This window comes from Mucilaginibacter sp. (assembly GCF_965277465.1).
Lineage (GTDB): Bacteria > Bacteroidota > Bacteroidia > Sphingobacteriales > Sphingobacteriaceae > Mucilaginibacter.
The window spans coordinates 2033551-2055561 of the sequence record NZ_CBDICW010000002.1 but is presented as its reverse complement, the minus strand read 5'-3'; the positions used below and the strand labels follow the sequence as shown (position 1 = coordinate 2055561).

19 protein-coding genes are annotated in these 22011 nt (G+C 38.8%); all 19 read left to right on the top strand.

Features of this window, described 5'->3' with window-relative positions; genetic code table 11:
* The first annotated feature begins 395 nt into the window (after positions 1-395).
* The 19 genes from ACQY4U_RS21335 to ACQY4U_RS21245 all read left to right on the top strand — a co-directional run bounded on the left by ACQY4U_RS21335 (position 396) and on the right by ACQY4U_RS21245 (position 21931).
* Positions 396-1679: an acetyl-CoA hydrolase/transferase family protein gene (locus ACQY4U_RS21335; RefSeq protein ID WP_428331488.1), complete on the top strand. Its 1284-nt coding sequence runs from the start codon at positions 396-398 to the stop codon at positions 1677-1679.
* Positions 1680-2008: 329 nt separating this feature from the next.
* Entirely contained in the window at positions 2009-3139 is a 1131-nt protein-coding gene (locus tag ACQY4U_RS21330; protein ID WP_428331487.1) for an AI-2E family transporter, read from the top strand.
* Positions 3140-3528: 389 nt separating this feature from the next.
* Positions 3529-5031 carry a phytoene desaturase family protein gene (locus ACQY4U_RS21325; protein WP_428331486.1) on the top strand — a complete coding sequence of 501 codons (1503 nt, stop codon included), beginning with the start codon at positions 3529-3531 and terminating at the stop codon, positions 5029-5031.
* Positions 5028-5864 carry a phytoene/squalene synthase family protein gene (locus ACQY4U_RS21320; RefSeq protein ID WP_428331485.1) on the top strand — a complete coding sequence of 279 codons (837 nt, stop codon included), beginning with the start codon at positions 5028-5030 and terminating at the stop codon, positions 5862-5864. Before ACQY4U_RS21325 ends, ACQY4U_RS21320 begins: the two co-directional genes overlap by 4 nt.
* Positions 5861-6364, top strand: coding sequence for a hypothetical protein (locus ACQY4U_RS21315; protein ID WP_428331484.1), 504 nt, complete (start codon positions 5861-5863; stop codon positions 6362-6364). Before ACQY4U_RS21320 ends, ACQY4U_RS21315 begins: the two co-directional genes overlap by 4 nt.
* On the top strand, positions 6361-6882 hold the full coding sequence (idi, locus tag ACQY4U_RS21310; protein ID WP_428331483.1) for an isopentenyl-diphosphate Delta-isomerase: 522 nt from the start codon (positions 6361-6363) through the stop codon (positions 6880-6882). Before ACQY4U_RS21315 ends, idi begins: the two co-directional genes overlap by 4 nt.
* A gap of 2 nt (positions 6883-6884) precedes the next feature.
* Positions 6885-7355: a beta-carotene hydroxylase gene (locus ACQY4U_RS21305; protein WP_428331482.1), complete on the top strand. Its 471-nt coding sequence runs from the start codon at positions 6885-6887 to the stop codon at positions 7353-7355.
* Positions 7352-8110, top strand: coding sequence for a lycopene cyclase domain-containing protein (locus tag ACQY4U_RS21300; RefSeq protein WP_428331481.1), 759 nt, complete (start codon positions 7352-7354; stop codon positions 8108-8110). The genes ACQY4U_RS21305 and ACQY4U_RS21300 overlap by 4 nt, the downstream gene beginning before the upstream one ends.
* A 26-nt stretch (positions 8111-8136) precedes the next feature.
* Positions 8137-8790 carry a GTP cyclohydrolase I FolE gene (folE, locus tag ACQY4U_RS21295; protein ID WP_428331480.1) on the top strand — a complete coding sequence of 218 codons (654 nt, stop codon included), beginning with the start codon at positions 8137-8139 and terminating at the stop codon, positions 8788-8790.
* Positions 8787-9503: an SDR family NAD(P)-dependent oxidoreductase gene (locus ACQY4U_RS21290; RefSeq protein ID WP_428331479.1), complete on the top strand. Its 717-nt coding sequence runs from the start codon at positions 8787-8789 to the stop codon at positions 9501-9503. The genes folE and ACQY4U_RS21290 overlap by 4 nt, the downstream gene beginning before the upstream one ends.
* On the top strand, positions 9504-10157 hold the full coding sequence (locus ACQY4U_RS21285) for a flavin reductase family protein (protein WP_428331478.1): 654 nt from the start codon (positions 9504-9506) through the stop codon (positions 10155-10157).
* A 4-nt stretch (positions 10158-10161) separates the two neighbouring features.
* Positions 10162-11409: an NAD(P)/FAD-dependent oxidoreductase gene (locus ACQY4U_RS21280; RefSeq protein WP_428331477.1), complete on the top strand. Its 1248-nt coding sequence runs from the start codon at positions 10162-10164 to the stop codon at positions 11407-11409.
* Positions 11409-12476, top strand: a complete 1068-nt coding sequence (locus ACQY4U_RS21275; RefSeq protein WP_428331476.1) for an oxygenase MpaB family protein — start codon at positions 11409-11411, stop codon at positions 12474-12476. Before ACQY4U_RS21280 ends, ACQY4U_RS21275 begins: the two co-directional genes overlap by 1 nt.
* 35 nt (positions 12477-12511) lie before the next feature.
* On the top strand, positions 12512-13201 hold the full coding sequence (locus tag ACQY4U_RS21270) for a MarR family winged helix-turn-helix transcriptional regulator (RefSeq protein WP_428331475.1): 690 nt from the start codon (positions 12512-12514) through the stop codon (positions 13199-13201).
* Positions 13198-13485 carry a TIGR03643 family protein gene (locus tag ACQY4U_RS21265; protein WP_428331474.1) on the top strand — a complete coding sequence of 96 codons (288 nt, stop codon included), beginning with the start codon at positions 13198-13200 and terminating at the stop codon, positions 13483-13485. Before ACQY4U_RS21270 ends, ACQY4U_RS21265 begins: the two co-directional genes overlap by 4 nt.
* 187 nt (positions 13486-13672) lie before the next feature.
* On the top strand, positions 13673-15598 hold the full coding sequence (locus ACQY4U_RS21260; RefSeq protein ID WP_428331473.1) for a 7TM diverse intracellular signaling domain-containing protein: 1926 nt from the start codon (positions 13673-13675) through the stop codon (positions 15596-15598).
* Positions 15599-15908: 310 nt separating this feature from the next.
* The gene (locus tag ACQY4U_RS21255; protein WP_428331472.1) at positions 15909-18959 is read left to right on the top strand and encodes a SusC/RagA family TonB-linked outer membrane protein; all 3051 of its coding nucleotides are present in this window, start codon (positions 15909-15911) and stop codon (positions 18957-18959) included.
* Positions 18960-18980: 21 nt separating this feature from the next.
* Positions 18981-20453, top strand: a complete 1473-nt coding sequence (locus ACQY4U_RS21250) for a RagB/SusD family nutrient uptake outer membrane protein (protein ID WP_428331471.1) — start codon at positions 18981-18983, stop codon at positions 20451-20453.
* A 74-nt stretch (positions 20454-20527) separates the two neighbouring features.
* Complete coding sequence (locus ACQY4U_RS21245; RefSeq protein ID WP_428331470.1) at positions 20528-21931, top strand: glycoside hydrolase family 30 protein; 1404 nt, start codon at positions 20528-20530, stop codon at positions 21929-21931.
* Positions 21932-22011 lie beyond the last annotated feature (80 nt).

Here is a 22011-nt window from a genome sequence, read left to right as displayed (position 1 = left end):
CATGCGCAGTTTTTTGTTTTTCAATACCCCGTTTTGTTAACCATGTTAATAAAAGGATGTTTACTAATGAAAATCCTGTAACAGCATTTACCCAGATAAAATAACCAATTAACTTTACATCAATAATCAATAATAGATTTAGAATAATAGTAAGGGTGGCCAAAGCAATTATGGTATAAAAAAATACTTTCATTATTAAAGTGCAGTTATTATATAATACAAGAGTAAAAAACTAATCTGAAGCAAGGCTGTAGTTAGCAGGCCTATAACTGTTTTTTTGCTTACTTAAAATAGCTTTTTCATCTTTATTTATTGAACCAATGTAAAGTTTAGGCTGATATAAAATGCCTATCCAAATTATTTATAACCTTGTAAATATCTAATAAAAATAAACTGTGTTCGACGTAAAATATATTACAGCCGAAGAGGCTGTTAAAGAAGTTAAATCTTGTGACAGGGTATTTATTCATGGTAGCGCCGCTACGCCAATTCATCTGCTAAAAGCCTTACAGAGCCGTCACGATGAATTGAACCGGGTTGAATTAGTAAGCATTACTACGCTTGGCGATGTTAATTTTGATCTGCCAGAATACCGTAAGAGTTTTTACATCAACTCCCTATTTGTATCTGCCGCTACAAGAAAAGTAGCCAATAGTTTAGACGGTGATTATGTGCCTATTTTTTTAAGCCAGATACCGCAGTTATTTAAAAGCGATAGCTGGACTATAAATGTGGCGATGATACAGGTATCTCCTCCGGATAAGCATGGCTATTGTACTTTGGGTACATCGGTAGATATTGCCCGTGCAGCTGTTGATGTAGCAGATTATATTATTGCACAGGTAAATCCTAAAATGCCGCGTACTCATGGCGACGGGTTTATCCACATCAGCAAAATTAATGCGATGGTTTGGCATGAAGCCGAACTACCGGTATTAAATTACGCCGATGGGGGAAGCAAGGCAATCAGCGATATTGCGGTTAATGTAGCTTCACTCATTGAGGATGGCGCTACCCTGCAAATGGGTATCGGCAATATACCCGACCTGGTACTTAAAAATTTAATTCATCATAAAAACCTGGGCATACATACCGAGATGCTGTCTGATGGGGTGATTCCTTTAATTCAAAGCGGAGTTATTAATAACAGCCAAAAGAAATTAAATATAGGCCGATCTGTTACGGCATTTATGGGCGGCACAAGAAAGCTGTATGATTTCGTGGATGATAACCAAGCTATACGGGTAATGGATATTAGTTATGTAAATGATACCAGCATCATCAGGCAGAATCCTAAGGTTGTTGCTATCAATAGTGCCATTGAAATTGATCTTACCGGGCAGGTTTGTGCCGATTCTATCGGCACTTATCAATATTCTGGCATAGGCGGTCAGATGGATTTTATGCGTGGCGCATCATTATCCGTTGGCGGAAAGGCTATTATTGCGCTTCCGTCGGTTACTTCAAAAGGGATCTCGCGCATCGTGCCATTTTTAAAAGAAGGTGCCGGCGTAGTAACTACCCGCGGGCACGTACAATGGATAGTAACAGAATACGGCATAACCAATTTATTTGGTAAAAGCCTCAAGCAGCGTGCACAGGAGCTGATCAAACTGGCGCACCCTGATCACCGCGAAGCACTGGATGCCGCCTATCACAAACGCTTTTCATCAATTTAAGAAAAGTATGTCCGTTTAAAAATACCTTAATGCGATTTTAAATAAATGAATGTGATTAACCGTAAGTACACTTACTGTTAATCACATTTTTTATGATATATCAATTTTAATATTACTTATCCAACTGCTTAATAAACAGAAATAAGTACGCTTCAAAACAACCGGTTAAAAAATATGTTACACCATTTATTGCAATCTATAGCGGTTACTTAAATATTTTTATGGAGATTTTACTACCTTATCCTTTCGATGATCATTGTTTCAATAAATGTAAGTTTAACCTTGCTAATGTGTTTAAATTCAGTTAATTTACAATCAATATCCTCGTTATGACAGTAAAACAATACCCATTTTATATTAAAGCTACAGTTATTCTTATCGGGCTGTTTTACCTGGTCAGCATCTTAAATGTATTGTCTGGGATTTTAGTTCCATTTGCCTTTGCCATCCTTTTTGCCATTTTGTTAAATCCATTATACAACAGGTTATTGCGTTTCAAAATGCCGAGGGCGCTTGCGGTTTTTTGTACCTTATTGGTAGGCATCGGATTTATGGCCCTGCTTGGGTATTTATTGAGCACACAGGTAGCACAATTCGGGCAATCGTTCCCAATTCTAAAAACCAGGTTTACACAAATAACTGATAATTTAGAACATTGGATTAGTTTTCAGTTCGGTCTTTCTATCGAGAAGCAAATCATTTTTGTTAAAAATGCACTGGATAGCAGCCAGGCAGCAATCGGAACTATTTTAGGAACCGTTTTTGGCACCCTTAGCCTGATGCTCATTATTCCTATTTATGTTTTCATGTTATTGCTTTATAAAAATCTCATTCTCAATTTTCTTTATGAAGTTTTTTCAGAAGAACACTCAAAAAGAGTAGGCGAGGTTTTGGCACAAACCAAATCAGCCATCCAGAGCTATATAGTTGGTTTGCTGATCGAGATGATCATCGTTTCTGGTTTAAATTCTTTAGCGTTATTCATTATTGGTGTTAAATACGCCTTATTATTAGGTGTTATCGGCGGTATCATTAATATCTTACCTTACATTGGTGGTTTTGTTTCCATATTGCTCCCTGTGTTGATAGCCACAGTAACTAAAGAGGGCTATTCTGCCCAGCTTGCAATCGTCCTTTCTTACCTGTTTATTCAGTTTATTGATAGTAATATCATCTTCCCGCGCTTCGTTTCTATTAAAGTTCAGATCAACGCTTTGATCTCGCTGATAGCAGTTTTCCTCGGGAATGCCATATGGGGTGTTGCTGGGATGTTTTTGATTTTGCCAATGGTTGCTGTGCTTAAAATTATATTCGACAGGATTGATGACCTTAAACCCTGGGGCAAATTGCTTGGTGATGAAGTCCCGGTGTTTCACATGGGGCAAGTTTGGGGTAGAAGGGGAAGGAGAAAAAAAACAGTTCTTAAAACTGAGCTTCCTTTAAAAGAGGCATTCGAATAACCTTTGATCTGCGCATCTGCATCTGCCTAAAACCTTCATATTTAGAGATGTTGAAATTATTCTTTTACTTACTATAATCAAATTAGTATAACTAATTGATTTTTAATTATTTATGCTGATTTAGTAAATTAGAAATTAAATCTTTCTCTAAAGCAAATTTATTAATTGCTGTCCGTTTAAAGTTGTCATTTGTTTTTTTATTTAACCACCGTTGAGTAATTATTAATATTTGCTCACAAAAGTTTTTGCTTTTTCTTACGTTAAAATAAGAAATGTCTTTTCATGAAATAATTTTACAATACAATGTTGTTCTATAAAACCATATATGATACAATATTGTATTATATTTGAAGTAGAAATTAAAATGTCTTAATTTCTTAGATTCTTGAATGGCCAAGTACTTTGATGAAAATAAAAAACACGCAGTAGCAATAATTGGCTCAGGCTTTTCCGGCCTAAGTGCAGCAGCGTATTTGGCAAAAGCCGGTTGCAGTGTAAATATTTATGAGAAGAATGCTGAAATAGGAGGACGAGCCCGTCAATTGATTGGCAATGGCTATACATTTGATATGGGCCCCAGTTGGTATTGGATGCCCGAAGTATTTGAGAATTTCTTCAATGACTTCGGTTATAAAACATCAGATTTTTATGAATTAAAACAGCTTGATCCTGGCTTTACCGTTGTTTTTGGTAAAAATGATGTTTTAAATATTCCTGCTGATTATAGTGCTTTAGAAGATTTGTTTGAATCGATTGAACCCGGAAGCTCAAAGCAATTGGCGCTATTTTTAGATGAAGCTGCTTATAAGTACCAAACTGGTATGAATAAATTGGTTCATAAACCAGGCCTTTCATTAATGGAATTTGCCGATTGGGATTTGATTAAAGGGGCATTTAAACTCCAGGTATTCACCTCCTTCAGCAAGCATGTGAGGCGTTTTTTTAAAGATCAAAGGCTGATTACCCTAATGGAATTTCCAGTGCTTTTTTTAGGCGCAATGCCCGAGGAAACCCCTGCTTTATATAGCTTAATGAATTATGCAGGCCTTAAACTTGGCACTTGGTACCCCAAAGATGGTTTTGGTAAAGTGATTGAGGGAATGCAGCAGGTTTGTGAAGCACAAGGTGTTGTTTTTCATCCCGACTCGGCAGTTACTCATTTAAAAGTTAATAATAAGATTATTACTGAAATAAGCACAAAGCATGAGGAAATTGCTTATGATGGTGTTATTGCAGCAGCTGATTATCACCACGTAGAAGAAAAATTACTGGATACGGCCTATAGGAACTATGATGTTAATTATTGGGAAAAAAGGGTTATGGCTCCTTCAAGCCTGATCTTTTATCTTGGGGTAACCTGTAAAATTGACAAGTTGGAGCATCATACTTTATTTTTTGATGCCGATTTAAAGCTTCATGCGCAGGAGATCTATAAAGATCCTAAATGGCCTACCAAACCATTATTTTATGTCTGCTGTCCTTCAAAGTCTGACGATACCGTTGCGCCAGCAGGCCATGAAAATATATTTATACTGATGCCGCTGGCACCAGGCGTTGATGATAGCGAAGCGCTGCGTGAGGAATATTTTGATTTAATAATGGAGCGACTTGAAGATTATACCGGTGTGGCTATCAGAAATGCGCTCGACTATAAGAAAAGTTACTGTGTTAAAGATTTTAAAGCAGATTATAATTCTTTTAAAGGCAACGCTTATGGTTTAGCTAATACATTAATGCAAACGGCACATTTAAAGCCATCTATCAAAAATAAAAAGATCAATAACTTATTTTATGCCGGGCAACTTACCGTTCCCGGGCCGGGGGTTCCTCCCTCTATTATATCAGGCAAGGTTTCTGCCCAATTGCTTACTAAATACCTCAATAATAAATGAAAGAAAGATTTGACACCTTATCTGCAACTTGTTGCAGGGAAACAACCCGGTTGTACAGTACCAGTTTTTCCCTTGGGATATTTTTTTTCAAAAAGGAAGTTCGTCACCCTATTCATGCCATTTATGGCTTTGCAAGGTTAGCTGATGAAATTGTGGATAGTTTCCACGAATATCCTAAATCATTGATGCTTGCCGAATTATCAGAAGATTGTTTTACAGCTATTGAACGGGGGATCAGTATCAACCCGGTTATCAATTCATTTCAGCAGGTTGTTAATAAATACGGGATAGATCATAGCCTTATCCGGCAGTTTTTAAACAGTATGGAAATGGATCTGGGCGAGCAGGCTTATACAACCGAAAAATACGAAGAATACATTATGGGTTCGGCCCAGGTAATTGGACTTATGTGCCTGCATGTGTTTACCAATGGCAACCGGGAAGAATTTGAGCGGTTAAAATTGCCCGCCATGAAATTAGGCTCAGCTTTTCAAAAGGTTAATTTTTTACGGGATATAAACGCCGACTACCAGGATTTAAACCGGACTTATTTTCCGGATGTTAACTTATCCGCTTTTTCTGATGAAAATAAAAAAGCTATTGAGCAGGATATTCTTAAGGAACTAAATGAGGCCTTAAACGGGATACGGCAACTGCCGCGGTCATGCCGCAAGGGGGTTTACCTGGCTTATGTTTATTACAGGCAGCTATTCCGGAAAATTTCACGGGTACCTGCTGAAAGGGTAATGTCTGAAAGGATCCGTGTTTCTAACGGGCATAAGTTTTGGCTAATGTTTGATTCATTGGTAAGATATAAACTGAACGTTTTATGAGGTTTTTATTAATGCTATGCATACTTCCCGGCTTTATACAAGTTCCACAAAATGTTGATATAAGCAAAATACGCGGGCTGTACCATAGCGCTCCTGTAGTTAAGCAGGATGCCCGGCAGTTTTACCAGTTAATGCTCGGGGTTGATAGCAGTGCCGCTGCACCTGTACTAATTTGCTATAAAGGAGCAAGTGAAATGATACAGGCTAAATACGCATTGAACCCAATTGCAAAGCTTGATAAATTTAATAAAGGTAAAGCGCTGTTAAAAAAGGCAATAAGTCGCGATACACTTGATTTGGAGATGCGGTTTATCCGGTTCTCTATCCAAAGTAATCTGCCGGCTTTTTTAGGTTATCATGATGAGTTAGAAACTGATAAACGTTTTTTGCTGGATAAAACCAAAGACAATAAAGACCCTGAACTGAAAGAAATAATTTATAACTATTTATCTTCTCTTCCTATTATTAAACCGGAGGAGTTAAAACAACTAAAAAATTGAAAGAAAGTGTATTGCTTGTAAACACCAACGGCCAGGGAATTGGCACAATGGATAAAATGGCTGCTCACAGAAAAGGGGCGTTGCATCGTGCTTTCTCTGTATTTATATTTAACAGCAAAGGGCAATTACTGTTGCAGCAAAGGGCCCTTGATAAATATCATTCGGGCGGGTTGTGGACTAATACCTGCTGTAGCCATCCCCGTTTGGGTGAAATAACAACCGACGCAGCCCATCGCCGTTTAAAAGAAGAAATGGGTTTAAAAACTGAATTAACAGAGCTGTTTCAATTTAGTTACCGGCACGAATTTGAGAACGGGTTAATTGAACATGAATATGATCATGTATTTATAGGAACAAGCGATCAGCTTCCTGATCCTGATCCGGCTGAAGTGGCCGGGTTTAAATATATGGATACCGATCTGCTGGTTTTTGAATTAATAGAACAGCCTGATGAATATACTGCATGGTTAAAAATCTGCTTTGACCGGGTATTAGAGGGCTATTATCAAATGAATTAAATATGAATTTGCTTATTAACATTGCTATTGTTTTAGTCACTTTTATTGGGATGGAAGGCGTGGCCTGGTTAACACATAAATACATTATGCACGGTGTATTTTGGTTTCTGCACAGTGATCATCATCACAAAGAGCATTATGGCTTTTTAGAGAGGAACGATTTTTTCTTCCTGATATTTGCCCTGCCGGGTATTGCATGCCTGGCTGCAGGGGCTGCCTACCATTTACCTGTTTGTACTTGTATCGGGATAGGCATCACCCTTTATGGCGCCTGTTACTTTTTTGTCCATGATCTGTTTATACATCAACGTATAAAAGTGCTTCGCAATTCTGAAAACTGGTATTTAAAGGCCATCAGGCGTGCACACAAAATGCACCATAAGCATACCGGCAAATATGATGGTGAAAGCTTCGGGATGTTATGGGTTTCAATGAAATATTTTCGTAACAATAAAAAAGGTAATCCGGCATGAAGTTTACCTATCTACTGATCGATTTTTTCACGGTAATTATACCGCTCATTTTTTCCTTTCATCCGCGAATCAGGTTTTATAAAAACTGGTCTGCGCTTTTTCCGGCCATTATTTTAACCGGCTTGATTTTTATTGGCTGGGATATGTATTTCACCCGGCTAAAAATATGGGGATTTAATTCGCAATATTTAATAGGTGCTTATATCGGCAATTTACCTGTCGAAGAGGTGCTGTTCTTTTTATGCATTCCGTATTCATGCCTGTTTACGTACATGTGTCTTAATGTGATGATCAAGAAAAGTTTTTCAAAACGAATTGAAATCATCATCAGCTTATTACTGATAGCTATATCGGCTTTTATGGCTTTGCGCTTTATGAGTAATGCATATACCAGTTCTGCTTTTGCTGTATTGGCCGTTTTGTTGTTTACAGCGCAGTATATTATAAAAGTATCGTGGCTACCCAAATTCTATATCGCTTACCTGTGGCTCTTGCTGCCATTTTTAATTGTAAACGGATTACTGACGGGTACAGGGCTCGAAGCGCCGGTAGTTTGGTATAACCCGGCACACAATTTAAATCTGCGGATACTAACCATCCCTGTCGAAGACATATTTTATGGCATGGATTTAATTTTACTCAACATCATGATCTATTCGTGGTTATGCCTCAAAATAGATCAAAAACGTAAAAACCTTAATAGGGTATATAATTATACATCATCAGCTTATTCACAATCCAATATAAATTCATGATAAATAACAACAGAATAAATAATTTAATGATTGAAAGGGGCGTGACAGACCATGAGGAAGAACACCACAGTTCGGCGTTTGATACGCCGCTGCGGGCTGACGCTTTTGAAATGGACGACGATACCAAAATGGAACTGATTGCTAAACATTTTAAGGGTATTATGCAGGTGCTGGGAATGGATCTGGATGATGACAGCTTAAAAGATACCCCCAAAAGGGTAGCTAAAATGTATGTAAAGGAGATCTTTAGCGGCCTTAACCCGGCCAATAAACCGGAGCCAACTTTATTTAGCAATCCTTTTAAATACAACCAAATGCTGGTTGAAAGAAACATTGCCGTATTCAGCAATTGTGAACATCATTTTGTACCAATTGTAGGTAAAGCACACGTTGCCTATATTAGCAACGGGCAGGTGATAGGCTTATCAAAGTTGAACAGGATAGTTCAATATTGCTCACAAAGGCCGCAGGTGCAGGAACGGCTAACCATGCAGATTGCCAACATGCTGAAAGAAGCATTGGGAACTGATGACGTGGCTGTTATTATAGATGCCCATCATCACTGTGTATCAAGCCGTGGCATCAGGGATAGTGGCAGTACAACCTTAACTGCCGAATACTGCGGGCAGTTTTTAAATGCAGAAACAAAAAACGAATTTTTAAAATATATCGGGTCATGAATTTTCAAGGAAAAAATATCCTGGTAGTCGGCGGCAGCTCAGGCATAGGGCTTTCATTGGTTAAATTGTTGAAAAGTAACAATGCTGCTGTATACGTGATTTCAAGATCAAAGCCGGCTGACTTGCCCGAAGGCGTTGCCCATCTGCAAGCCGATATTACAGGGAACCTTGATGCTGTAGCTTCTTTTTTGCCTGATCAGTTACATGGCTTGGTATATTCTGTAGGCAGCATTAACCTCAAACCTTTTAACAGGCTAACAGAGGATGATTTTTTAAACGATTATCGAATTAACGTTTTAGGTGCAGCCCGTATAATCCAACAAGCGCTTAAGCAATTAAAAAATGCAGGAAGTGCATCCGTAGTTTTAATCAGTTCGGTTGCGGCTAAAACCGGGATGCCTTATCATGCCAGTATTGCGGCTGCAAAGGGTGCTGTTGAAGGTATGGCATTATCATTAGCTGCCGAGTTAGCTATGCAGCAAATAAGGGTAAATGTAGTAGCACCATCACTTACTGATACCCCATTGGCACAAAACCTGCTCAGCTCTCCCGAAAAACGGGAAGCATCAGCAAAACGACACCCTTTGGCAAAGTATGGGCAACCTGAGGATATAAGCCAGGCGGTAGCATTTTTATTAGCAAACGAAAGTAGCTGGATTACCGGGCAGGTTATTGGCATTGATGGTGGTTTGGGTAAACTAAAAACAAGTTAAATGGTAAATATAAAAAGTGACCAGATCGCTAAAATGGAGAAGCACTACCGTATTGCTTTGATTAATAGCGTAGTGGGTTACAGGCCTTTAAATCTGCTGGGAACCACCAGTATTGATGGTATTTCCAACTTGTGTATAATCAGCTCGGCTTTTCACTTAGGTTCAAACCCACCACTTTTAGGAATGGTGATAAGACCGGAACGCGAACATAATGACACGCTAAAAAATATTAGAGAAACAGGCCAGTATACTTTAAATAACGTTTTGCCCGCGTGGTATATGCAGGCGCATCAAACCAGTGCCAGCTATCCGTCTGGTGTTTCTGAATTTGATGTTTGTGGTTTTAAAAAGCAATATGTTAAAGGCTTTAAAGCACCATTTGTAGGGCAATCAAGCGTAAGTATAGGTTTAGAGTTAAAGGAAATGATGGATATGGAAATTAATGGTACCACCATTGTGATTGGCGAAATTGTTCAAATATTAACTGACGATGCAATTATCGGCGAGGATGGGACCATTGATCATATCAAGGCCGAAACAATGGCGGTGGCTGGGTTAGATGCTTATTTTCTTCCGCAGCCTGTGGGGCGTTTGGCGTATGCAAAGCCGGGCGTTGAGCCACATCAATTAAACGAACAGCTGCTAAAGCCCTGAAGCTATGGAAAAAAATGCAGATGTAATTATTATTGGAGCAGGTTTAGCAGGTTTAACGGCGGCTAAAGTATTGAAGGAAGCAGGTAAATCAGTTATGATCATTGAAGCTTCTGACGCGGTAGGCGGGAGAGTTAGAACAGATGAAGTAGATGGTTTTCTGCTCGACCGTGGTTTCCAGGTTTTACTAACTGCCTATCCGGAGACCAAACGATTTTTAGATTATGAGGCGCTTGAACTTTGTGCATTTGATCCTGGTGCGCTTATTCTAAATAAAAAAGGTATTACAAAAATTGGAGATCCCCTAAGGCAGCCGGGGTCATTAATGAGTACGCTTTTATCTCCTGCAGCCACCATTGCTGATAAATTCCGCATGCTGAGGTTAAAATTGAAGCTTGCCCGTAAAAGTATTGATGCTATATTTTTAGATAAAGAAATTACAACTGTTGCTTATTTAAAAAATGAGGGGTTTAGCGAAACCATCATGAACCAGTTTTTTAAACCCTTTATGACAGGCATTTTTTTGGAGGATCAATTAATTACCTCAAGCCGTATGTTTGAGTTTGTATTTAAAATGTTTAGTGAGGGCGATGCTGCAATTCCAGCAAAAGGAATGGGAATGATTCCATTACAATTAGCTCAATGTCTTGCGCCTGATGAGATCTTGTTTAATGAACGCGTATCAGCTATTGAAAATAACAACGTAATAACAAGCAGTGGTTCAATATATCAGGCCAATTTTATCCTGATAGCAACTGATGAGCTCAATTCACCAATTCCAAATAAAAAGTTACCGTCTGCATACCATTCAGTTACCAATATGTACTTTACTGCGGAAAAAGAGCCATTTACACAGCCTTTAATTGCTTTAAATACCTTAGCCGGAAAACTGGTCAATAATATTGCTGTTATGGATCGCATTGCTTCGGATTATTCTAATAATGCTGATTCTTTAATATCATTATCACTCGTAGATGATTATTCAAAGGTGAATCAGGCCGAGCTTCAGGCAAGTGTTATTGCCGAAATGAAATACTGGTACCCGGAAGCAGTTAACTGGAAACACCTTAAAACCTATCATATTAATTATGCCTTACCTGATGATGACCACGTTAGAAACGAACCTGATTATAAAGCCATGAGATTGAATGCCGAATGTTTTGTTTGCGGTGATTATTTGATGAATGGCTCTATTAATGCAGCTATGAAAAGCGGAAGATTGGCTGCAGAAGCCATAATTAATACCATGCGGTAATGAATGATCAAAAAATTTATACCGACGACTTTTTAAACGCTAAGAGATTATCAGGAGATTTACCGGCAGATGAGTTTATAAAGCTGGTATTTGCAGATCCTGAAAAGAAACTGCACCTGCAACAATGGCTTGGCGGTAAGGTTGGTGATGCTCATTTAAAGGCGTTAAAAGATGCTTACCCTGATATTGCTTTTATCAATACTGCCAGCGATTTACCGCTTTGGGCAGATGCTAAGCAAATGAAAGCTGGATCTGAATTTTTTGCCAGGCATTCAGAGATCATCATGAGTTTGCTTGGTTTATTGTCCTTGCCTTACTGCTACAATGCTGCCAACGGCGCAATGGTTTTGTATTTATCTGAGTTGATCAGAAAGCAAACTACCAAACGGCTTTTTGACACAGCCATTTTTGTATGGGAGGTGATGGGGCCGGATGCCTTTGCTAAGGATGGGAATGCTTACGAGGAGATTTTGAAAATACGTATGATGCATGCTGCAGTGCGTTATTATACCTTACAAAGCGGCAAATGGGACGATTCATGGGGGCTGCCTGTTAACCAGGAAGATATGGCCGGTACCAATCTTTCTTTTTCATTAATAGTAATCCGCGGGTTGCGGATGCTTGGCTATAGTGTTAGCCCTGCGGATCAGGCAGCGTTTATGCATATCTGGGCAGTAATAGGTTATCTTACCGGTTTAAGTGAAGACTTGATCCCTGAAAATCCTAAAATGGCCCAGCAGTTAGATAGTGTTATTAAACAGCGCCAGTTCAAAGTATCAACACATGGAAAAGAACTTACCGCATCGCTGACAGCCCATATTCTTTCAGTTAATAAAAGTAAAGCCACGGCGAATGATATACTGGGCCTGATGCGTTACCTTCTTGGCAAGGAAATAGCAGATATGCTTGCTATAAATGCTCCTGAATTGCCCGGTTATAAACTTACACTTATAAAAACAACCAACTTTTTGAAAGGCTTTATGCCCACGGGTGATAGCAGGTTGGTTTACCGGGCTGCATACAACACTTTTAAAATGCAAAACCCTGAACTCAATAAAAGAAACTAAATTTGAAGACATTAGCTTATACTAATAATTAAAACATGAAATCATACCAACTCATTCATCAGTTAATAGTCCTTGTAGAGCAACTGGAAGAGGAAAACAGTGGAAGGAAAGTTTCTATTCAGGATTTTACAGGTTTTCTGTTGAATAAAGTTGGAAACCACAGTGGTAATTTAGTTAACAACGAAGTACGGTTTGGAAACAATGATAACACCGCATTAGTGACTGCCTATCAGCTGGACAATAATATCGGCCGCTTGTTTGTTTTTATGAGCCGGTATGCAAAATCATATATTAAACGGGCTTTAGAAGGTACTCCTTTACAAACTGCCGAAGATTTTACCGCACTTGCTATTCTGCTTACCCATGATCATTTATCTAAAAGTGAACTGATAAGCCATAATTTACAGGAAAAAACATCAGGCACCGAAGTTATCAGGCGCTTGATTGCCGCTGGGCTGGTAAGGCAATGGGATGACAAAAAAGATAAAAGGAGTAAGCACGTTGCTATTACTAATGAAGGTAAAGAATTGCTGTACCAGGTATTTGTGGATATGAATAATGTAGGTAAAATGATCACAGGTAAATTGACAATTGCCGAAAAATTTACTTTACAATATCTTCTGCAAAAACTGGAGATTTTTCATCTGGAGCACTATGAAAAGAAAACCATTTTGAGCAAAGCCGACCTAAGAAACTTTGTAGCAGAAAATATCCCGGCTGAATGAGCGAATCAATTATTTTAAATGCTATTGATACAGATCGTATCATAGAAATGGCCTGGGAAGATCGTACTCCTTTTGATGCCATCAAATTCCAGTTCGGGATTACCGAACAACAGGTTATTGCCCTGATGCGTCGCGAAATGAAACTATCCAGTTTTAAATTATGGCGCGAGCGTGTACAGGGACGGCTTACCAAGCATGAAAAATTGAGCGGGCAAGCTGCTTTCAGATTTAAATGCAGCAGGCAAAAACAGATCAGTTTTAACAAGGTGAGTAAAAGAGTATGATTATAAAAATCCATTTTTCTTAACTCATTAATAATTTTAATGTAAAATCAGACCTCTCTATTCTAATTGTTACCTTTAATTTATAATTAATAAAGCAATAATATTTAGTATTGGAAAAGTAGTTGGTATGCAAACTAACTATTAATTGAACAATACGATAATTTGCCTTTTTACTAATAAATTTAAGATGCCGGGGATAATAGTTGCGAGGCCAAAGTTTTTCAGGATAACCTTCATTTTAATCGGCTGCCTGCTGTCATCAGGGTTTTTGCAGGCCCAGCAACAGGTTGCTGTTAATGATCAGCTTAGTCAGCATATATTTAGCTACAAAGAAATTTATTGCTTAGAGGATGCCACAGGCAAATTAACTTTTAACGATATACAATCCCCAACCTTGTCGGCTAAGTTTGATGCAAGCTGGTCAAGTACCCCTCAAAACTATAACCTAAAATCTGTTTACTGGTACAAGATAACCATTAGCTATCCGCTAAAAACAAAAAAGAACTGGATGCTGGAGTTCTTTGACCAAACAATTGATGATATAACTATTTATTCGCCAACCGAAAGTGATACTTACCAGTTTGAGAAATTTGGTGCGCTCAATAAATTTAATAACAGGCAGTTTAAACATAAAAATTTTGAATTAAACCTTGAAGCTTTTCCTGGTAAAACCTGTACCTATTATTTCCGGATAAAATCACACCAAACTGCCGATGTAATTATTGTTTTACGCTCTGTTAACTGGTTTATTCAGTATGCCCTAAACGAATACCTGCTGTTCGGAATCTTTTACGGCATGATATTGATCTTCGCCTTTTATAACCTGATAATGTATGCTGTAATTAAGCAAACGCAGTATTTATATTATGTATTATATAGCCTGAGTGTAGGTTTTTATGAGTTATGCAGCGATGGCATAGGCTATCAGTATTTATGGCCCAACCTGCCCGGCTGGAACCAGTATGCCTACGGCGTTGCCTTGTGCTGTGTTAGTGTATTTGCCTTACTGTTTACCAGCAAATTGTTATTTGTAAAAACCAGGGCCCCGGTACTATATAAGTTAATTAACCTGGTAATAGCGGCAAGGATTGCGTTTTTTTTGGCGGCCTTTATTTTAAACAAGCAATGGTTCAACTATAAGTTTATTGAAGCTGTGCCCTTGTGTATTGCCTTTTTTACGGGTATATATATTTTACGAAAAGGGTATAGGCCAGCCCGGTTCTTTGTAGTTGGATATAGCTTTTTATTTGTTGGCTTTACCCTTAAGTTATTAATAATGCTGGATGTGTGGTGGCTTAACTTTGGTGCATTAAGCTATTATAGCCTTAGTCTTTGTTTTATATTAGAGATGGTTTTTTTGGCTTTTGCAAATGGCGATAAGGTGCGCTTGTTAAAAAGCGATAAAGAAAAAGCGCAGCAGGAAATTATAGAGCAGCTGATGGCGAACCAACAGCTCAAAGAATCAATAAATGTAAAACTGGAGGAGCAGATAAAGGAGCGGACGCATGAGCTGGTTAAAAATGCCCGGACTATTGAAAAGCAAAATGAAGATCTGAACCGGGTGAATCAAATATTGCAGCAACAGGCTGCTGATATTTCGCGGATGAATGTATTACTGGAAAAAGATAACCAGGAATTACATACCAACTTTGATAAAGTAAGCCGCGATCGCATCATGTCTGCCGGGGTTGATTTTGAAGAGTTCAGCAGAATATATCCTGATGCTGATAGCTGTTATAAATTTCTCGCCGACCTTAAATGGCAGGATGGTTACAAATGCCACAAATGCGATAATACTCATTTTTTTAACGGCCACTTGCCTTACAGCAGGCGTTGCAATAAATGCAGCTATGAAGAGTCTGTTACGTCGTACACTTTGTTTCAAAATACAAGGATCCCCATAACAAAAGCCTTTTACATGATATTTTTGGTTTACTCAACCAATGGTAAAATATCATCACACAAATTATCAGAGATACTCTCCATCAGGCAGGGTACTTGCTGGGCCTATAGTAACCGCATAAAGAAACTCCTTTCGAGCAGGAAAGCCGGAATAAAAAACGGTAATAACGAAGGCTGGAGCAAGCTTGTATTAGAAAATCAACCTGAATAATATCTTTTAAACCTGTTCGGTCAATTTTTAAACACCTGCCTGTCAGCTGCTTTAAAAAGGGGTTTATCCGTATCAATGGATGTCATTGTGCTCTTTTTGTGCTCATATTTATAGCTTATAATCAGTTGATTATGTTTTTGTAAATAAGGTGTTAAAGCGTATCAATAGTTTCATAATTACCTATATATCAATTATTTACGTAAAAATAATTGATGTTTTACTTCGTTTTTCTGTACAATGCATATAACTTTGTCCATTCAATTAGCATGCTAATACATGCACCAATTTTTACTTATCTATTTTAAAACGTATGAAAAAAAGACTTACTTTATTTGTAGTCCTTCTTTTAACAAGCTGTGCTTTTGCCTTTGCGCAAACAGGCACTGTTAAGGGGGTGGTCAAGGATGACCAAGGGCTAACTTTACCCGGAGCCACTGTGTTGGTTAAAGGAACAACTACTGCTGCTATAACCGACGGAAGCGGAAAGTACTCCATCAGTGCACCGGCTACAGCAACATTAGTGTTTTCATTTATAGGGTTTACCACGCAGGAGATCCCGGTAAATAATCAAACAGAGATCAATGTAACTTTTGTGGCTAATGACAAGCAGCTTAATGAGGTTGTAATTGTTGGTTATGGCTCACAAAAGAAAAAGGATATTACATCAGCAATAGCTACGGTTAGCACTAAAGATGTAAGCTCAAGGCCTATAGTTAATACATCAGAGATACTTGATGGTAAAGCAGCCGGTGTGCAAGTGTTTAATGCATCAGGCGCGCCGGGTGGTGGTAATTTCAGCATCAGGGTGCGTGGTGCATCATCTCCAAATGGTTCTGAACCACTTTATGTGGTTGATGGTGTTGTGGTAAACAATACTGCAAGTATTGATCCTAATAATATTGAATCTATCAGTGTATTAAAAGATGCATCAGCTGCCGGAATTTACGGTTCGTTAGGTGCTACAAACGGTGTGGTTTTAATTACCTCAAAAAAGGGTGTTAAAGGCCAAACCAAGGTTGAGATCAATATGTATACCGGTAAACAGCAGATCGTAAAAAAACTTGACCTGCTAAATGCCGATCAGTACAAAAGCCTGATCAGTGACGAGTATACAAATGCCGGCCAAAGCGTACCAGCCTTTCCTTCAAACTTTACTGCAAATAATAACTGGCAGGATTTGGTTTACCGCACTGCTAACCAAAGCGGCGTAAACGTAGGTTTATCAGGCGGTACAGATAAAGGTAATTTCTATTTAGGTTTAGGCGATCTGAGCCAGGATGGTATAATCAACGGAACCAATTACAAACGTTACTCTATCAACCTGAGCCTTGAACAAAAAATGAAAAACTGGTTAAGCGTTGGTACCAATGTATCATATAACCGTACCGATGGCCGCACTGTGAATGATAATAACTCTGCTAACCACGGCGGTACCGTTTTAGCCGCTATTTCAACGCCGCCAATTGTGCCGATCTTTGGTGCAAACGGGATGTACCAGTCAAACTCTGACAATACCACTAACCCTTTGGATGATATTTACAGTAATGAGAACCATTACATAAAAAACAATTTATTAGGAAACGTGCACGCAGAGATCACACTGCCTTTTAATATTAAATACCGTTCGCAGTTAGGTATATCATTAAATAACTATGATAATGATTCGTTCACAAACCCATTAACCAACCAGGGTGCAAGCCAGGTAAACGGTATTGGCAGTAGTGAAAATAACGAAACGTTCCGCTATACATGGGATAACACGTTAACCTATAACACTATCATCAATAAAAAGCATAGCATTACAGCAGTTGTTGGAACATCAGCCATTGAAGAAAAATATACCGACAGCTACCTATACGGTACTGGCTTCCCAGCTGGTATAACCACTTTAAATGCTGCAAGCGCCAATAAACAAATTTCTACTTATAAAACCGATTGGACTACCAACTCATATTTTGGACGTATCAATTATGGTTTTGAAAACAAATACCTTTTAACGGCATCTATAAGGGCCGATGGTTCTTCAAGAGCAGGTATTAATAACCAATGGGGTTATTTTCCTGCCTTATCAGCAGCATGGAGAATTTCGAGCGAAGATTTCTTGAAGGACAATACCTTTATCAGCGATTTGAAATTGAGAGTTGGTTATGGCGAAGTAGGTAATTTGCCACAAACCATTTATAACAGCTACAGTACATTAAGCCCTACAGGTTATTTATTTGGCGGTAACAGTGCTTCTGGCTATTATCCAACAAACCCGGCTGGTAATCCTGATCTGAAATGGGAATCAACTAAAGGTTTAAATATTGGGTTTGATCTATCAATATTGAACGACAGGTTATCATTAACTGCCGATTACTACAATAAAAAAACCACCAACTTTATTTTCCCGGTTGTGATTTCTGCTGCCGAAGGTGGTGCTGCCAACCTGAAGAATACTAACCTGCCAGGACATATATTGAACCAGGGTATTGAGTTTTCATTAACCGGAAGGATCATCGTTGAAAAAGACTTTACCTGGACGTCAACATTTAATGCATCTTTCAACAAAAACAATGTTAGCGGTATCCCGCAGATATTGGATACCAATGGAAATTTAGTTGACCAGACTTTCCCTTTCGGCGGAATTGCATTTGGTGGAAGCGGCAACGCAACCGATTTAACTATTGTTAAAAACGGATTGCCTTTAGGCGCATTTTATGGTTACAAATATGCAGGCGTTGACCCGGCTACAGGTAATGCCTTATACTATGCTGCCAACGGTAAAAAAACAGCAACACCAACCACTGCCGACGAAGGCTATTTAGGTAGCGGCTTACCAAAAGCAGTGTATGGCTTTGCAAATACAGTGACCTACAAAAATTTCAGTTTAGACTTTTTGTTTGATGCAGTAGCTGGTAACAAAGTATTTGATGCTACAAGGGTTGAAACGGAAGGGATGTACCTGATTGGAAACGCAAGCACAGCTGTTTTAGACCGCTGGAAAAAACCAGGCGATATAACCAATGTACCTGCTGCCGTGTATGGTGGTACTAACAGTGCAGGTGTATCAACCATTTTACCATCATCGCGCTTTATTGAAAATGGTGCTTTTGTAAGACTTAAAAACTTATCATTAAGCTACCAGATAAAAAGCGGCCTGCTGGAGAAAAATGGCGTGAAAATACGCGTTTTTGCAACTGCTGAAAACCTGTTCACTATTACCAAATACAAAGGCTACTACCCGGAAGTTAATTCATTTAGCGGAAACTCACAAAGCGGTGGCTCATTGGGCTCACCAAGCTCAACAGCTATTGGTGTTGATTACGGAACTTATCCGCAAACAAAAACATATACTGCGGGCCTTAACGTAAGCTTTTAATCTATCCTAAATTCAAACAAAATGAATAATCATAAAATATTAACCCTTGCGATTATTGTTGCAATGGGTCTTTCATCAGCCTGTAAAAAGGACTTTTTAAATAAACAACCTATATCGCAGGGTACGGCAGGTAATTACTACAAAACTGCCAGTGATGCCGAAGGCGGATTGGTAGGTGCATACTCACAAGCGTTTTTAAGTGACCAGTATTGGGTATGGGATTACATAAGCAATGGAGATGCCCGTGCCGACAACTGCTACGCAGGTGGAGATAATCCGGATAACTTTGGTATTGCCAACTTTACAGCTACTCCGCTTAACGGTAACTCAACCCGCGATTGGCAAGGCCTTTACCAAGATATTTTTGCTGCAAATACCGTACTTGATTATGTACCCAAAATTCCTGCTGCCGGATTTGCAGCCGGCAGGCAAGCTCAGATCTTAGGTGAAGCTAAATTTATCAGGGCTATCTCTTACTTTCAGTTAGTAACTACATTTGGTGATGTTCCTTTGATTTTGTCAACTGTAAATGTAGCCCCTAAACCGGCACGTACAGCTGCAACCGCAGTATATGCTCAAATTGAAAATGATTTAACAACAGCTGAAGCTGTATTACCTGTTTCATTCCCTAACGTTGGGCATGCCACTAAAGGCTCTGTACAGGCCCTGTTAGCTAAAGTTTACGCACAGGAAGGCAAATACCAGCAGTGTTTAGATTATTGCAATAAAGTGATCAATAGCGGCCAGTATTCGCTGGTAGCCAACTTTGCTAATTTGTTTGATGGTACCAAAAATACAACTGAATCAATATTTGAAATTCAGCATTCGGCAGCAAGTGGTTTTACTACTTACAATACCTCTTTGTTTTTACCGGCTGTTTTTGGAACATACTCTTTCAAAAAATTCGATCTGCCAACAAGTAACCTTATTGCCCTTTACAATGCACAGGGTGATAATATCCGTTTAAATTCATCTGTTTACCAGGCAACTGTAACATCCGACGGGCTTGCAGGCGGCGATCCTATCCCGGCGCCTTATACTACAGCATCAGCTACTGTGCCTTTCCTTTACAAATGGAAAACCAACATTTCTCAATTTGGTGGAGGTACTGATAACACGGTACTATTACGCTTAGCTGATATTATCCTTTTAAAGGCAGAGGCCTTGAACCAGTTAGGTCAATCAGCAGAGGCTGTGCCTTTGGTTAACCAGATTAGGGCCCGTGTTAAGTTAGCCCCAATAACAGTAACCGCTCAGGCTGATGTTGCTTTAGCTATATTAACAGAAAGAAGAATGGAGCTTGCCTTTGAAGGTAACCGCTGGAATGATTTATTAAGGTTTGGTGCGCAATACACCATCTCCCTGATAAAAAGCCAGGTTGATCCTTACGGCAAAGCATTTAACTATCCAATAACGCAAAGCAGGTTAATATTACCTGTTCCCTACAATGAAATTCAGCTCGATGGTAACTTAACCCAAAACGCTGGTTACTAACCTTTAACAAAAAGCTGCAATCTTTAATTGCAGCTTTTTGTTTGTTTATATTTATCAGTTTAGCTTTTTAAAACATGATTAAAAATAAAAGCCTGCTTATTTGCTTATTAATCACTGCCTGTGCCCAGGTATTTAATGCCAGAGCGCAAATAACAAAGCCGCAATTATGGCTTACAGACCCAACCGATTCTATCCTGTTTAAATTACAGGATAAAAACATACGGAAGGCTGATACTAATCCCAATATCTTTACCATCACTATTAATAAAAACAAAACCTACCAGCAAATGGATGGTTTTGGATTTGCCTTAACAGGTGGCAGCGCCGCGCTCATTAACCAGATGCACCAGTCTGAACAAGCCAAATTGTTAAAGGAATTATTTGTTGCTGATAAAAACAACATTGGTGTTACTTACTTAAGGATCAGCATTGGATCATCTGATCTAGATGATCATGTTTTTACTTATGATGATTTGGAACCCGGAAAAACAGATGCCGAACTTAAAAAGTTTAGTTTGGTTAATGATGAAAAGGCGCTGATACCGGTATTAAAAAAGATCCTGATTTTAAATCCATCCATAAAGATCATGGCATCGCCCTGGAGCCCGCCAATATGGATGAAAACCAACGACAGCACTAAAGGAGGCCATTTAAAACCCGAATACTACCATACCTATGCGCAATACTTAATTAAATATATAAAAGGTATGAAAGCGCTCGGAATTAATATTGAAGCCATCACAATTCAGAATGAGCCTTTGAACCCTAAAAATAACCCAAGTATGGTTATGGAAGCAACGGAACAGGCTGCTTTTATTGCTAAAAACTTAGGCCCGGAGTTTAAATCAGCAGGAATAAAGACCAAAATAATACTGTACGATCATAATGCAGACAGGCCCGATTACCCCATTACTGTTTTGAACAACCCTGAAGCCAGGAAGTATACCGATGGTTCGGCATTTCACCTGTATGGTGGTAAAATTGAGGCGCTGAGCCAGGTTCATGATGCTTACCCAGATAAAAATCTATATTTTACTGAAGAATGGGTAGGGGCACCCGGCAATTTGAAAAACGAACTTCGTTTTCATATCCCTGAAATTATTATTGGTGCGCCAAGAAACTGGTGCCGAAACGTTATTGAATGGAACTTAGCAGCAGATCAGAACCAGGATCCGCATACGCCGGGTGGCTGCGATCGCTGCCTTGGTGCTATAACTATCATAGCCGATCATGTTATCCGTAACCCGGCCTATTATATTGTTGCCCATGCCTCAAAGTTTGTAAAGCCGGGTTCAAAACGTATTGAATCGAACGAAACAAGCGAACTGCCAAATGTAGCCTATATAACCCCGGCAGGTAAAATTGTACTGATAGTTTTTAATAACGGTACTAAAAGCCAGAAATTCAATATTAAATATAATAACAAAGAGTTTTCATCTACCTTAAATGCCAATGCAGTTGGCACTTATGTATTATAATTTAATGCAGGTGATTTTAAAATTGCTGCTAAAAACAAAAGCCTTCAGTAATTTTACTGAAGGCTTTTGTTTTATAAATA